A 12,546-nucleotide genomic window follows, 5' to 3' on the forward strand; every position below is an offset into this window, starting at 1 on the left:
CCGGCCCGGGCCCCACCGACCGTCGGCCGGTCGGCCTCCTCCTTTGGTAGGGGGCCGGCGCGACATGAGCAGACCAAGGTCATCCGCAGGTCACCCACCTGGGCGATGTGCCGGCCCGGCCGCCGAGGCGAGGCTGGAGACATGATCCAGATCGAGCACCTCACCAAGAGCTACGGCACGTTCACCGCCGTGGACGACATCACGTTCACCGCCCGTCCGGGCCGCGTCACGGGTTTTCTCGGCCCCAACGGCGCCGGCAAATCGACGGCGATGCGGATGATGGTCGGCCTGACCGCGCCGACGTCGGGTCGGGCGCTGCTGCTCGGCCGCCCGTACCGCGACCTGCCCACCCCCTCCCGGCACGTCGGCGTCATGCTCGACGCCACCGCGCAGCACCCGGGGCGCACCGGCCGCGAGGTGCTCACCCTCGCCGCGATGATGGCCGGCCGCGGCCGCGCCGACATCGACGTCGCACTCCAACGAGTCGGCCTGACCAACACGGAGGCGGGCCGCCGCGTCGGCAACTACTCCCTCGGCATGCGTCAGCGCCTCGGGCTGGCCGGCGCGCTCATCGGTGACCCGCAGGTGCTCATCCTCGACGAGCCCGCCAACGGCCTCGACCCCGCCGGGATCCGGTGGATGCGCGGCCTGCTGCGCGAGTACGCGGCCGCGGGCGGCACCGTGCTGCTCAGCTCGCACCTGCTGCACGAGGTCGAGCAGATCGCGCAGGACCTCGTGATGATCGGGCGCGGCCGCATCGTCGCGCAGGGCACCAAGGAGGAGCTGCTCGCCGTCGGCGGCACGATCGTCGACTCCCCGGACCGCGACCGACTTGCCGCCGCGCTCGAGGCCGCCGGCTGGGCCCCCACCCCGCGCGCCGACGGCGGCTTCGTCGTCGCGGCCACCGCGGGGCAGGTGGCGCAGCTCGCCGCCGGGGCCCAGCTGCTGCTCACGGAGGTCCGCGCCGCCGGCTCCGGCGGCCTGGAGGAGATGTTCCTGCAGCTCACCGCCGACGACGCCCGCGACGGCTGTCACTCCGAGCGGGGCGCGGCATGAGCACCGCCCTCACCGAACAGAGCCTCCAGACCCACCACGGCATCCAGGGGAACACCATGACCACGACCACCCAGTCCACCGACGTGACACCGGGCGCCGGCCCGACCGACATCGACTTCCACCCAGAGCTGGCGCAGGTCCGCGCGGTGCCCCTGTCCCGGCTCCTGCGGGTCGAGCTGCGCAAGCTCGTCGACACCCGCGGCGGGTGCGGCGTGCTCATCGCGATCGTGCTGTTCACCGCGGTCGCCATGGGCGCGACGATGTGGGTCACCCGCGAGACCGGCGCCGGCCTCATGCCGTTGCTCATGGCGGCGAGCACCCCGCAGGCCATCCTGTTGCCGGTGCTCGGCATCATGACCGCCGCCAACGAGTGGAGCCAGCGCACCGCGCTCATCACGTTCAGCCAGGAGCCGCGCCGCCTGAGGGTCATGGCGGCCAAGGCCGCCGCCGCGGTGCTGCTGGGCCTGGCGGTGCTCGCCGTGACGATCCTGCTCGCAGTGCTCGGGCACGTGCTCTCGATGAGCCTGGCCGGCGGCAGCATCGAGATCGGCATCACCGCGGCGCTGCTGATGAACCTGGCGTTGCTGCAGACCCAGAGCGTGCTCATGGGCGTCGCCTTCGGCGCCGTGCTGCTCAACGTGCCGAGCGCCATCGTGGCCTTCTTCGTCGCGCCCGTCGTCGTCAACCTTCTTCTTCTGGCCAACTCCTGGCTCGCCGAGCACGCCGCCTGGATCGACACGGGCACGTCCGGTACGGCGCTGCTGACCAACGAGTGGATCAGCGGCGAGCAGTGGGCGCAGTTCGGCTCGGCGACCGCGCTGTGGGTGCTGCTGCCGCTGGCCATCGGCTGCTGGCGGGTGGCCCGCAAGGAAGTCAAGTAGCCCGTTCATCAGGCCGGCGCGCCCGAAGACCGCGGCGGCCCGACTCACAGGGGGAGTCGGGCCGCCGCCTTATCGTGTGAGGCGTCCAGCCAGTCCACGCGAAAGGATGCTCGGCCATGGCCGTTCGTCGCCGCATCGAGGTCGCCGCCGGGGCCGCCGCCGTGCGCGCCTGGGAGGCCGATCCGCAGGTCCCGCGGGCGACGCTGGCGACCGCGGTGCGCTACACGCTCGAGGAGCTGGCGACCCGCGCGCCCGGCCGCAGCGTCGAAGTGCGGGTGCCGCCGCTGGGGGCCGTGCAGTGCGTCGCCGGCCCGCGGCACACCCGCGGCACCCCGCCCAACGTCGTGGAGACCGACGCGGCGACGTGGCTGGCGCTGGCCGTCGGCGCCCTGACCTGGGAGCGCGCGACCGCCGACGGAGCGGTGCGCGCCAGCGGCGAGCGCGCCGACCTGCGCGCCCTGTTGCCGCTGTTCGGGTGAGCCGGGCGACGTCCTACAGTGAGTGGGTGAGCACTCCCGCCGACGAGGCCGACCAGCCCGAGCCGACCGGTGAGAGCCCGACGCCGCGCCCGCACGTGCAGCGACTGCGGGTGCGTCGCTCGGTGAACTTTCCCGCGTTCCTGCTGGCCGGCGCGTTCGTCGGCTTCGTCATCGGCGGGCTGCTCGAGCTGCTGGGCCCGGACCCGCAGCCCCAGGCCGGCGGCGGCGTCGTGTACACCGCCGTGTCGTCGTTCTCCTACCTGGCGATGTTCTTCGCGCTGCTCGGGGCGCTCGTCGGCGCGATCGTCGGTCTCGTGCTCGACCGCCGCGGCTGAGGAGCCCTCTCGCGGCCCGTGGTCGCACGGGCGGCCCCTGCTCGGGCGTGTGCGAGACTGGGCGGGTGGTTCGCGGTGATGGACGGCTCAATCACGATCTGCTCCCGGGGGAGAAGGGCCCACAGGACGCCTGCGGCGTCTTCGGTGTGTACGCCCCCGGCGAAGAGGTCGCCAAGCTCACGTATTACGGCCTGTACGCGTTGCAGCACCGCGGTCAGGAGTCGGCCGGCATCGCCGCCTCCGACGGTGAACGACTGCTCGTGTACAAGGATATGGGCCTGGTCAGCCAGGTCTTCGACGAGACCAGCCTCGGCATGCTGCGCGGCCACCTCGCGATCGGGCACTGCCGGTACTCCACGACCGGCGGCAGCACGTGGGAGAACGCCCAGCCGACGCTGGGCAGCGCCGCCGACTCCACGATCGCGCTCGTGCACAACGGCAACCTCATCAACTCCTCGCAGCTGCGCGACCGCATCGTCGCCAGCGACGGCGGCATCAAGGCCCACCCCGAGCTGCGCCGCGGCAACACGACCGACACCGCCCTGGTGACCGCGCTGTTCGGGGAGGGCACCGGCTCCCTGGAGGACCGGGCGCTCCAGGTGCTGCCGCAGGTCAAGGGCGCGTTCACGTTCGTCTTCATGGACGAGCACACGCTGTACGCCGCGCGCGACCCGCAGGGCATCCGCCCGCTGGTGCTGGGCCGGCTCGAACGCGGCTGGGTCATCGCCAGCGAGACCGCGGCGCTCGACATCGTCGGCGCGAGCTTCGTGCGCGAGATCCAGCCGGGCGAGCTCATCGCCATCGACACCAACGGCCTGCGCTCCAAGCGGTTCGCCCGGCCCGACCGCAAGGGTTGCGTGTTCGAGTACGTCTACCTCGCCCGTCCCGACACGACGATCGCGGGCCGCGGCGTCTACGAGTCCCGGGTCGACATGGGCCGGGCCCTGGCCCGCGAGCACCCCGTCGAGGCCGACATGGTCATGCCCACCCCGGAGTCGGGCACGCCCTCGGCCATCGGTTACGCCGCGGAGTCGGGCATCCCGTACGGCTCGGGCCTGGTGAAGAACGCCTACGTCGGGCGCACGTTCATCTCCCCGAGCCAGACGATCCGCCAGCTCGGCATCCGGCTCAAGCTCAACCCGCTGCGCGACGTCATCAACGGCAAGCGCCTCGTCGTCGTCGACGACTCGATCGTGCGCGGCAACACCCAGCGCGCGCTCGTGCGGATGCTGCGCGAGGCGGGCGCCGTCGAGGTGCACGTGCGGATCTCCTCGCCGCCGGTGCGCTGGCCCTGCTTCTACGGCATCGACTTCGCCACCCGCGCCGAACTCATCGCCACCGGCCTCGGCGTCGAGGAGGTGTGCCGCTCGATCGGCGCCGACAGCCTCGGCTACATCAGCGAGGAGGGCATGGTCGCCGCCACCCGGCAGCAGGTCGACGAGCTGTGCACCGCGTGCTTCACCGGCCGGTACCCCATCGAGCTGCCCGACCCCGAGCACCTCGGCAAGGGCGTGCTCGAGGCCTCCGACAGCGCGGTCCCGCAGGCCTGAGCCGCCCGGCGACCCGTCTCCGCCTGGGCTTGCCGGCTCCCCCCGGGCGACCCCGCCCGATCGTCCCGGCGCCGCGCGCCGCCCCTCGACCCGAAGGACCACCGCGATGAGCGCGACCCCGCCCCGCCAACCGATCACCTACGCCTCCGCCGGCGTCGACGTCGAGGCCGGCGACAAGGCCGTCGAGTTCATGAAGGAGTCGGTGCGCCGCGCCACCCGCCCGGAGGTGCTCGGCGGCCTCGGTGGCTTCGCGGGCATGTTCGACGCCAGCGCGCTGCAGGGGATGATGCGACCCGTGCTCGCGACGAGCACGGACGGTGTCGGCACGAAGGTCGCGATCGCGCAGGCCCTCGACAAGCACGACACGATCGGCTTCGACCTCGTCGGCATGGTCGTCGACGACATCGTCGTGTGCGGCGCCGAGCCGCTGTTCATGACCGACTACATCGCGTGCGGCAAGGTCGTGCCCGAACGCATCGCGGCCATCGTCTCCGGCATCGCGGCGGCGTGTGAACAGGCCGGGGTGGCCCTCGTCGGCGGGGAGACTGCCGAGCACCCGGGGCTGCTCGACCCGACCGAGTACGACGTGGCCGGCGCCGCGACCGGCGTCGTCGAACACGACGCGGTGCTCGGTGCACACCGGGTGCGCCCGGGTGACGCGCTCGTGGCGCTGGCCTCGTCGGGGCTGCACTCCAACGGCTACTCGCTGGTGCGCGCGGTGGTCGCGGCCGCCGGCTGGGGCCTGGACCGGCACGTCGACGAGTTCGGCCGCACGCTGGGGGAGGAGCTGCTCGAACCGACCCGCGTGTACAGCGCCGACCTCCTCACGCTGCTGCGCGACCCGGGCCTCGACGTGCACGCGCTCACCCACGTCACCGGAGGCGGTCTGGCCGCCAACCTCGCCCGGGTGCTGCCCGCCGGGGTGCTGGCCACCGTCGACCGCGCGACGTGGACCCCGCCCGCCGTGTTCTCCGTCGTCGCCGACCTCGGCGCGGTGCCGGTGGCCGACCTGGAGCGCACCCTCAACATGGGCATCGGTTTCGTGGCCGTGCTCCCGGCCGAGCAGGCCGACGCCGCCGTGGCTGCAGCCGCCGCCCTCGGCGTGCCCGCCTGGGTCCTCGGCGACGTCGTCGCCGAGCCCGACGGCCCCGGCGCCCCGGTCGGGGGTGCTGGCGATTCGGGCGAGGGTGCCGGCGACTCGGGTGAGCGTCCCGGCGCGGGCGACGGCCCCGGAGGCGCGGGCGACGAGGTGGTCCGCGGCACCAAGGGCGTCGACGGCGGCGCCGTCCGCGTCGTCGGCCGCCACCCCTGACCCCGCCCCAATTCGGCCGAAGGCTGCCCTTTCGGTCGAGGGCTAGATCTGTAGCAGGAGCCCTCGACCGAAAGGGCAGCCTTCGGCCGAGTGGGGGTGCCCTTCGGCCAAGTTGGTGAGGCCTTCGGCGAGTGGGGGAGGCCTTTCGGGCCGAGTGGGTGGCGGGTGCTGGAGGCACACGAATGCCGATGAGCGGCCGGTTGCCCGGCTTCTCATCGGCATCGGTGCGTCGTCACGAACCCCGAGCACCCTTGAACGCACCCTGGAACGGGGACGGGCGGCGCACGGCCGCGACGTCACAGACCGCAGGCGACACTCACGACAGGCGGTGAGGTCGTCGATCGGTCAGCCCGGGAGGGGGTGCAGGGGGCTGCCACCGGATGGCGACCGTTATCGGCCTCCGGCGGCCCACCGGTCGTAGTCGTCGTACTCGTCGTACTCGTCGCTGTCGTGTTCGACGTCCTTGGGAGCGTTGTCCCTGGATCCGTGTAGCTCACGCTCAAGCGCGCGCAAGTCGGTGTCCGGGCTGAAATACTTCAACTCCCGGGCCACCTTGGTCTGCTTGGCCTTTGCTCGGCCGCGCCCCATGGCGTCGACCCCCTCACGCATCTGCCGGGCGGCATCATCACAGGCCCGACGACCACGCGGTTCGTCCAGCCCAGACGGAGCAGCTCCGGGAATTTCGTATGTTCGTGGGGACTACGGTACAGGAGTCTGCCGAATACCCGGAAGCGGCACCGATGCGCGCCGGGTCGTGGCGCGCTCGGCCCGAGCGCGGCCCCGAGCGCCGCCCGCGCCGGCCTCGTGGACGGCCCGTGGCGGCCGACTTGACCGGCCGCCGTCGAGGGTGGAAGATGCGCGGATCGCGGTAACTCGTCGGTTGTGCCCGATTCCTGAGGAGACGCGAAGAGAGGGTGACGGAACGGTGACGTTCCCGGAGTACTCTTTGGGTGTTCGTTTCCGCGGCCTTGCGGGTCGAACTTCCAGCCAACGCTGAAACACATGCGTGAGAGGCCCGCTGTATGTATCGTGAGACCACGAACCCCTCGTCGGAGAACGGTCACCCCGGGGACGCCCTGTTGACGCCCGCCGAGGTCGCCGCCCTCTTTCGAGTCGATCCCAAGACTGTGACGCGGTGGGCGGTGGCGGGCAAACTGACCTCGCTACGCACCCTCGGCGGTCACCGCCGCTACCGTTCGGCCGAGGTGCACGCGCTGCTGGCCGACGCCCAGGGCGAGGCGGTCGCGACCGAGCCCGTCGGCCGGCGAGACGCCACCACCTGATCGGTGCGAGGCGGTTCGGTCACTCGGGCCGCCTGCCACCCTCGTCCGCCTCGTCCGCGCACGGTCGCCCGTGCGCTGCCTCCTGGGCGTGGCCGGTCGCACCTCGGTGCGTGAACGCGCCCGCCGACGAGGGCGCGACCTACTGCGCTCCGGACGACGGTTCCTGACCGTTCTGGGCGGCGGCGTGGATGCGCCGCGCGAGTTCCGCGGCAGAGCCCGGTGTCGTCGACGACTCCCGGTTGGTCCGCTGCAGCTCGCGGTAGATCTCCTCGCGGTGGATGTCGACGTCGCTCGGTGCCGTGATGCCGAGCCGGACCGTATCGCCGTTGACCTCGAGCACCGTGACGACCACGTCGTGGCCGATGAGCAGGCTCTGCTGGGGGCGACGGCTGAGAACGAGCACGATCGGTCCTTTCGGGGCGCGGGAGTCGCACCTCTGCGTTGCTCGACAGGTTAGCGCGACAACGGCTTTCGGTCTCCCACGGCGTCGGTGGGCCGCGCCCCGCCGCCCGGTCACGGGCGCGGAAAGGTTGCCCGCAACGGCAGCTCCTGGTCGATGAGAACGACCTGCATGCCCTCCCCGCTGCGTCGGTTGACGAGCAGCGGCGCGAGCAGATTCGCCCCGGGCGGCTCGCGATCGGTGCCGAGGTTGACCAGGAGCAGGACGAGTAGCTCCTCGGGAGACCGCACGCGCAGGTGATCGGCCGTCTCCGGGTCGATGATCGGGGAGTACGCGGGAAAGTAGGGCGTCGGCGTCACGGCGACGAACCCCAGCCCCGGCTCGTCGAGGCTCTCCAGGTCGTAGAGGTCCGGCTCGGTGCGGCGCACCCGAAACCGCCGGGCCGTCGGGAGCCCGACGAGGCCCAGCGGCAGGCGCACGACCTCGGGCAGGCCGTCGGTGTCGGTCACGACCCCGCGTCGCCCGGTCGCGGGCGCTCCGGCAGCGGGGCGCCCACGCCCCCGGCCGCGTCGAACTGGTCGAGGGTCTCCTGCACGGCCTCGTACGCGTCGGCGAGCAACCGGCTGTTCGACCGGCTCACGGTCGACAGCTCCGCGGTGAGCTGCGTCAAGGCTCGTCGGTGCTCGGCGAGCAGGTCGTTCCACGGAGCCGGTGCGGCCTGCGCGAGTCGTGCCAGCGAGGTGCCGGCGGGCAGGCCGAGCGCCTCGCAGGCGGGCCCGGCGTCGAGGGCCCGCATGAGTTCGGCCTCCCGCATCTGCTGCAGGAGCACCTCGATCTCCCGCGTGCAGCGGCCCAGCCAGCGAGCGCGCCCCGTCTCGAGGATGAGCTGCTGGACCTCCAGCTTGTACGTCAGGGTCTCCAACAGCTCCTGCAGGCGCCACAGCGCGCTCGACAGGTTCGACAGCGCGGCCACGGTGTCGTCGGACACCGGGCCGGACAGCGGGCCGGTCACCCGGCCGGCCACGCGGGCCTCGCTTCGTTCACGCGGTGCTCATCGTCGTCGCCGGCGGCCAGTTGAGCGTTTCTCCAGGCCGCGGCGGCGACGGGTGCCGCACCGACCCGGACCGCGACGCGCGCGAATTTGATTGCCGGTCGGTCGAATACGCACCGAGCCTTACTGCAGGACGATTGTTCAGAAAAGGCGACGGAAATTCTGGACGGTTGTTCAATTCTCTGGCGTGAGGAAATCGGGTCGCTCGTCCAAATGGTTATCAAGAAGCTGCGAAAACCTTTCAGGTTGTATCCAACATGCCCTCAAAATCCGCTCGAAACCAGGCTTTGACCTGCGGATTCTCACGATGTGGGCCTTCATTGGGGAATGCTCAGGTGCTTCATAACTTGGTTTTCGTGACCGCTTCAGAAATCGTTCCTTCCTCGCCATCCGAGGTGGATGTGGATGAGTTGTGCCGAGTGCATCTTCCCCTCGTGAATTTCGAGGTGCGCGCGATCTCTTCACGGCTGCCCGGTCACGTCTACACCGATGATCTGGTGAGCGCGGGAATGGCCGCTCTGGCCATGGCCGCTCGCAGTTTCGACGCGAGCCTGGGGGTGCCGTTCGGGCGCTACGCGGTGCGCCGCATCCGGGGTGCCTTGCTCGACGAGCTGCGCAGCGCCGACTGGGCGACGCGCTCGCTGCGCAGCAAGGTGCGCCGGCGGGACGCCGTGCACGACGCGCTCGCGGCCAGCCTCGGCCGGCGCCCGACCGATCCGGAGGTCGCCGCCGAGATGGGTGTCAGCGTCGCCGAACTCGAGCGGCTCGACGCCGACCTGCACAGCTCGGTCGTGCTGCGCCTCGACGTCATCACCGACTCCGTGGGGGCCGACGCCGTGCTGCCGAGCACGTCGGCCACGCCCGAGGCGACGCTCGTGGCCCGCGAGCGACAGGCCTACCTGCGCGACGCCATCGACGCCCTGCCCGAGCGGTTGCAGGTGGTGGTGCGCGGATGCTTCTTCGAGGACCGGCCGATGCGTGAGCTCGCCGAGGAGCTCGGCGTCACCGAGTCGCGGATCTCGCAGATGCGCGCCGAGGCGCTCAAGCTGCTGCGCGACGGCATGAACTCCCAGCTGGCGCCCGAACTCGTGACGGTGCCGGCCAACGCCGCGGGAGCGGTTGCTCGCCGCAAGGCCTCGTACTACGCCTCGATCGCCGCGCGCTCCAGCTACCGCGACCGGCTCACGATGCCGACGGCCACCGAAGAGGGATCGCAGTTCGAGGCGGTCTGACCGCCCGTGTGAGTGGTCGCGCGAGGATGCGCGCGGATTCGTCTAAGGATCCGCGCGGCCGTGCCGATCAGGAGCTTGACGTGCGTCGGATGGACGCACGGCGACAGCTCCACAGCGGTGCGCCCCGGGCCCCCCAACCTGGGTGTCGCACGCCGGCTCCCCCTGCCGGCACCTGCAAGAGCCCCTGGCGGCGCGCCCCCCAACGCGCCACTGGGGGCTCTTGCCCGTTCCGAGGGCGGGCGGGTGGCCCACCGAGAGGCGGCCGGCTCGCGCCCGGTCAGCCGCGCCGCGCGACGATGACGTACTGGTAGGAGTTCAGCAGCGTGCCCGCCTCGACCGGGTCGGCGCCGTACTGCTCGATCGCGGCGAGCAGCGGTTCGAGTCGCGACTCGTTCGCCAGCGGCAGCTGCTGGGCCGCGCAGGTCTCCAGGGCACCCAGGCCCACCTCGCGCAGCAGCGTCGCGATCTCGACCATCGTGAAGAAGCGCAGGTTGGCCTCCTGCAGCGCGCCCGACTCCTGGTATTCCCAGCGGTCCTCGAGCAGCAGCGGGAGCAGCGCCGACCAGTGCTTGACGTTCGGCACGGTGAGCAGCACGCGACCGTCGGTCGACAGGTGCGGCACGAGCAGCCGCAGCACCGCCTCCGGGTCGACGGTGCGCGCGAGGGTGTCGGCGAGCACGACGAGGTCGTACGGAGCCGGTCACCAGGGCAGCTCCCGAGCGGTCGTCAGGTCGAGGGTGTGCACCTCGTCGAGCCGGGTGCGCGCCACGTGCGCGGCCTGCTCCGAGTGTTCGACGCCGGTGACGTGCGCGCCCCGCTGGCCCGCTTGATCGCCGGGCCGGGCCGAGCACCGCGAGGCGGGGGTCTGCGGCGAACGCCGCCCGCACCTTGGTCACGAAGTCGGGGTCGGTGATGTCGACGTTCTCGCGCAGCAGCACCACGGCCTCCACGTCGGGCATGCCGGTGCAGGCGTCGAGCATCGCGTTGTAGGTCGCGGCGATCGGGGTGTCGCGGGAGGTCAGCAGCGTCGCGTCGGAGCCGCCGTAGGCGGAGATCGCGGGCAGGCAGTGCCGGTCGAAGACCTCCTGGGCGTCGATGCAGACCCCGAAGACGAACACGCCCACCCCCGTCGTCGCGGGCGCCGTCGATCGCCCGCACGTTCCCATCGGCATCCATGCCGCCGCGCTGAACGGCGACCGCGGACCGGGTCGCCGGCCCCGGCCGCGAGGCTACCGCTCCCGACCAAACGTTCGTCCAGTCTCGGTAAGGATCGCGTCAAGATCGCTCAGCGCACCCCGTCCGGCGCCGAAGGAGCCGGTGTCGCGACCAGGTCGGAGCCGGTCGGGGCGCCACGCCGGGCATCGTCTGGAACGGTCACACGTGCGCATGGATGCGAATCGACGCCCCGTGGCGCCCGCTTCGGCTCCGGCCGCGTGCGCGACCTCACCGTCACGGCGCACCCCGCCGCCGCATTCCGATGGGCGCGCGGACGCCCGGCGGCTGCGCGAGTCCGAAGCGGCGTCGTCGTCGCGCGCTGCTCACGGTCAAACCCGTGTGCCCGCCCGCAAACCACCGAGCCCCGGCGAGACGCGTCCACCCTTCACCGGCCGCGACCACGCCGTGAGCTTATAGCAGATCGACGCGAATTCGTCACTTAAGACACGCCGGGCACCGTCGATAGGTGGGCATGACAGCCCCCCGGATCACCGTCTGCCTCGTCGTCGGTGACGAGGCCCGTGACCCGCACGGATGCTTGCAGTCCGCGCGACAGCTGGGTCATCTGCTGACCGGGATCTGCGTGTACGCGGCCGGCGCCTCCGAATCCATCCTGTCCGCCGCCCGGCACGCGGGCGCCAAGGTGCAGATCGCCCACTGGGACGGCGACCTCTCGGCCGCCCGCAACGCCGCCGCCTGCATGACGACCGCCCCCTGGGTGCTCGTGCTCGAGCCGCACGAGCGGGTGCGCGTCGACATTCCTGCGCTGACCACGCTGCTGTCGCTGCCGGATCGCATGGTGGGGGAGCCGGATGCGATGACGGTGCAGGTCGCCGGCCGGCATGGGGGACACGGCCGGCGCGAGCAGCGGCTCTACCGGCCCGACCGGGCGCACTTCACCGGGGCGCTGGAGGCGCGTCTGGAGCCGCTGGTGCCCGGGCGTCGGCTCGTCACCGTGGGCGCCGGCACCGAGGCGTTGTCGATCTGGTCGGTCGTGGCGGAGCCCGACGCTGCCCTCGAGCGGGACCGGCTCGAGCGCCGACTCGACCGGGCGTACTCCGCGGTGGCCACGCTGGAGGCCGGCGGGGTCGGCGGCAACGACCTGGTGACCGCGCTCGTCGAACGCTCCCGCGCCCACCGCGCGCTCGGCGACGACAACCGGGCCCTGGCCGACCTCAACCGGGCGCGACGGGTCAAGGCCAGTGACACCTACCGCTGGCGGGCCCGCGAGGACCTGACGACGCTGCTCATCGAGCACGGCTACTACGACGGGGCGAACCGGCTGATCGCCGAGTTGCGGGCCGACGGCGCCGACGAACAGTACAGCGATTGGCTCACCGCGCAGCTGCACTCGGCGCAGGGGCAGGCCCGCGTGGCCTGGGACATCCTGGCCCGGCTCGAGAACGCGACGGACTCCGAGGGCCGGGTCGTCGCGACGCCGCAGATCCTCGCCGAACAGATGCACCTGGCGAACCGGCTGGGGGAGTTCGACGAGGCCCTGGCCCGGTGCGTCGACCTCATCGCTCGGTACGGGCTGGCCGCCCGGCACGGCCGCATGCTCTTCAAGCTGTGGGGTCCGCGGAGCTTGACCGGCCTGGCCGACATGATCATTCAGGCCGACGCGCGCCGACTCGACGAGGTCGCCGACGGCTTCGACACGCTGCCCGCCCCCGGCCCGGAGCTGGCGGCCGCGCTGCGCGAGGTGCGCACCGACACCCCCAAGGCCGTCCGCATCATGTGAGCCCGCCGGGC

14 protein-coding genes and 1 pseudogene are annotated in these 12,546 nt (G+C 72.2%); 10 read left to right on the forward strand and 5 right to left on the reverse strand.

All coding sequences use genetic code 11. The features are described from left to right. The first annotated feature begins 141 nt into the window (after positions 1–141). The 6 genes from PINTE_RS01345 (at position 142) to purM (ending at position 5,613) form a co-directional block, all read left to right on the forward strand. On the forward strand, positions 142–1,056 hold the full coding sequence (locus PINTE_RS01345; protein ID WP_068425144.1) for an ABC transporter ATP-binding protein: 915 nt from the start codon (positions 142–144) through the stop codon (positions 1,054–1,056). Then, entirely contained in the window at positions 1,053–1,937 is an 885-nt protein-coding gene (locus tag PINTE_RS01350; RefSeq protein ID WP_068425147.1) for a hypothetical protein, read from the forward strand. Before PINTE_RS01345 ends, PINTE_RS01350 begins: the two co-directional genes overlap by 4 nt. Positions 1,938–2,053: 116 nt before the next feature. Further along, positions 2,054–2,416, forward strand: coding sequence for a sterol carrier family protein (locus PINTE_RS01355; RefSeq protein ID WP_068425151.1), 363 nt, complete (start codon positions 2,054–2,056; stop codon positions 2,414–2,416). 26 nt (positions 2,417–2,442) lie between these two features. Further along, positions 2,443–2,751, forward strand: coding sequence for a hypothetical protein (locus PINTE_RS01360; protein ID WP_157087020.1), 309 nt, complete (start codon positions 2,443–2,445; stop codon positions 2,749–2,751). 65 nt (positions 2,752–2,816) lie between these two features. Then, a complete protein-coding gene (gene purF / locus PINTE_RS01365; RefSeq protein ID WP_068425157.1) occupies positions 2,817–4,301 on the forward strand; it encodes an amidophosphoribosyltransferase in 1,485 nt (494 codons plus the stop codon). 106 nt (positions 4,302–4,407) lie between these two features. Continuing rightward, positions 4,408–5,613, forward strand: coding sequence for a phosphoribosylformylglycinamidine cyclo-ligase (gene purM, locus PINTE_RS01370; protein ID WP_068425160.1), 1,206 nt, complete (start codon positions 4,408–4,410; stop codon positions 5,611–5,613). A 390-nt stretch (positions 5,614–6,003) separates the two neighbouring features. Here purM and PINTE_RS01375 read toward each other — a convergent pair whose 3' ends face one another. Next, the gene (locus PINTE_RS01375; protein WP_068425284.1) at positions 6,004–6,201 is read right to left on the reverse strand and encodes a DUF3073 domain-containing protein; all 198 of its coding nucleotides are present in this window, start codon (positions 6,199–6,201) and stop codon (positions 6,004–6,006) included. A gap of 434 nt (positions 6,202–6,635) precedes the next feature. On the opposite strand from PINTE_RS01375, the gene PINTE_RS01380 reads away from it, so the two are divergent. Next, positions 6,636–6,896, forward strand: a complete 261-nt coding sequence (locus PINTE_RS01380; protein ID WP_068425163.1) for a BldC family transcriptional regulator — start codon at positions 6,636–6,638, stop codon at positions 6,894–6,896. A 139-nt stretch (positions 6,897–7,035) separates the two neighbouring features. On the opposite strand, the gene csrA is transcribed toward PINTE_RS01380, so the two are convergent. The 3 genes from csrA to PINTE_RS01395 all read right to left on the reverse strand — a co-directional run bounded on the left by csrA (position 7,036) and on the right by PINTE_RS01395 (position 8,320). Further along, positions 7,036–7,299, reverse strand: a complete 264-nt coding sequence (gene csrA, locus PINTE_RS24710; protein ID WP_068425166.1) for a carbon storage regulator CsrA — start codon at positions 7,297–7,299, stop codon at positions 7,036–7,038. A gap of 110 nt (positions 7,300–7,409) precedes the next feature. Further along, a complete protein-coding gene (fliW, locus tag PINTE_RS01390) occupies positions 7,410–7,805 on the reverse strand; it encodes a flagellar assembly protein FliW (protein ID WP_068425170.1) in 396 nt (131 codons plus the stop codon). Further along, complete coding sequence (locus PINTE_RS01395; protein WP_068425173.1) at positions 7,802–8,320, reverse strand: flagellar protein FlgN; 519 nt, start codon at positions 8,318–8,320, stop codon at positions 7,802–7,804. Before PINTE_RS01395 ends, fliW begins: the two co-directional genes overlap by 4 nt. A 23-nt stretch (positions 8,321–8,343) precedes the next feature. On the opposite strand from PINTE_RS01395, the gene PINTE_RS22485 reads away from it, so the two are divergent. Next, positions 8,344–8,538, forward strand: a complete 195-nt coding sequence (locus PINTE_RS22485; protein ID WP_157087021.1) for a hypothetical protein — start codon at positions 8,344–8,346, stop codon at positions 8,536–8,538. A 66-nt stretch (positions 8,539–8,604) separates the two neighbouring features. Continuing rightward, on the forward strand, positions 8,605–9,579 hold the full coding sequence (locus PINTE_RS01400; protein WP_084343081.1) for a sigma-70 family RNA polymerase sigma factor: 975 nt from the start codon (positions 8,605–8,607) through the stop codon (positions 9,577–9,579). Between the two features lie 277 nt (positions 9,580–9,856). On the opposite strand, the pseudogene PINTE_RS01405 reads toward PINTE_RS01400, so the two are convergent. Beyond that, positions 9,857–10,261 (reverse strand): annotated as a pseudogene (locus PINTE_RS01405) (hypothetical protein); the annotation flags it as partial. A gap of 1,005 nt (positions 10,262–11,266) precedes the next feature. Here PINTE_RS01405 and PINTE_RS01410 point away from each other — a divergent pair. After that, complete coding sequence (locus PINTE_RS01410) at positions 11,267–12,535, forward strand: glycosyltransferase family protein (protein ID WP_068425179.1); 1,269 nt, start codon at positions 11,267–11,269, stop codon at positions 12,533–12,535. Positions 12,536–12,546 lie beyond the last annotated feature (11 nt).

The sequence above is a fragment of the Piscicoccus intestinalis NBRC 104926 genome (assembly GCF_001515525.1).
Classification (GTDB): Bacteria; Actinomycetota; Actinomycetes; order Actinomycetales; family Dermatophilaceae; genus Kineosphaera; species Kineosphaera intestinalis.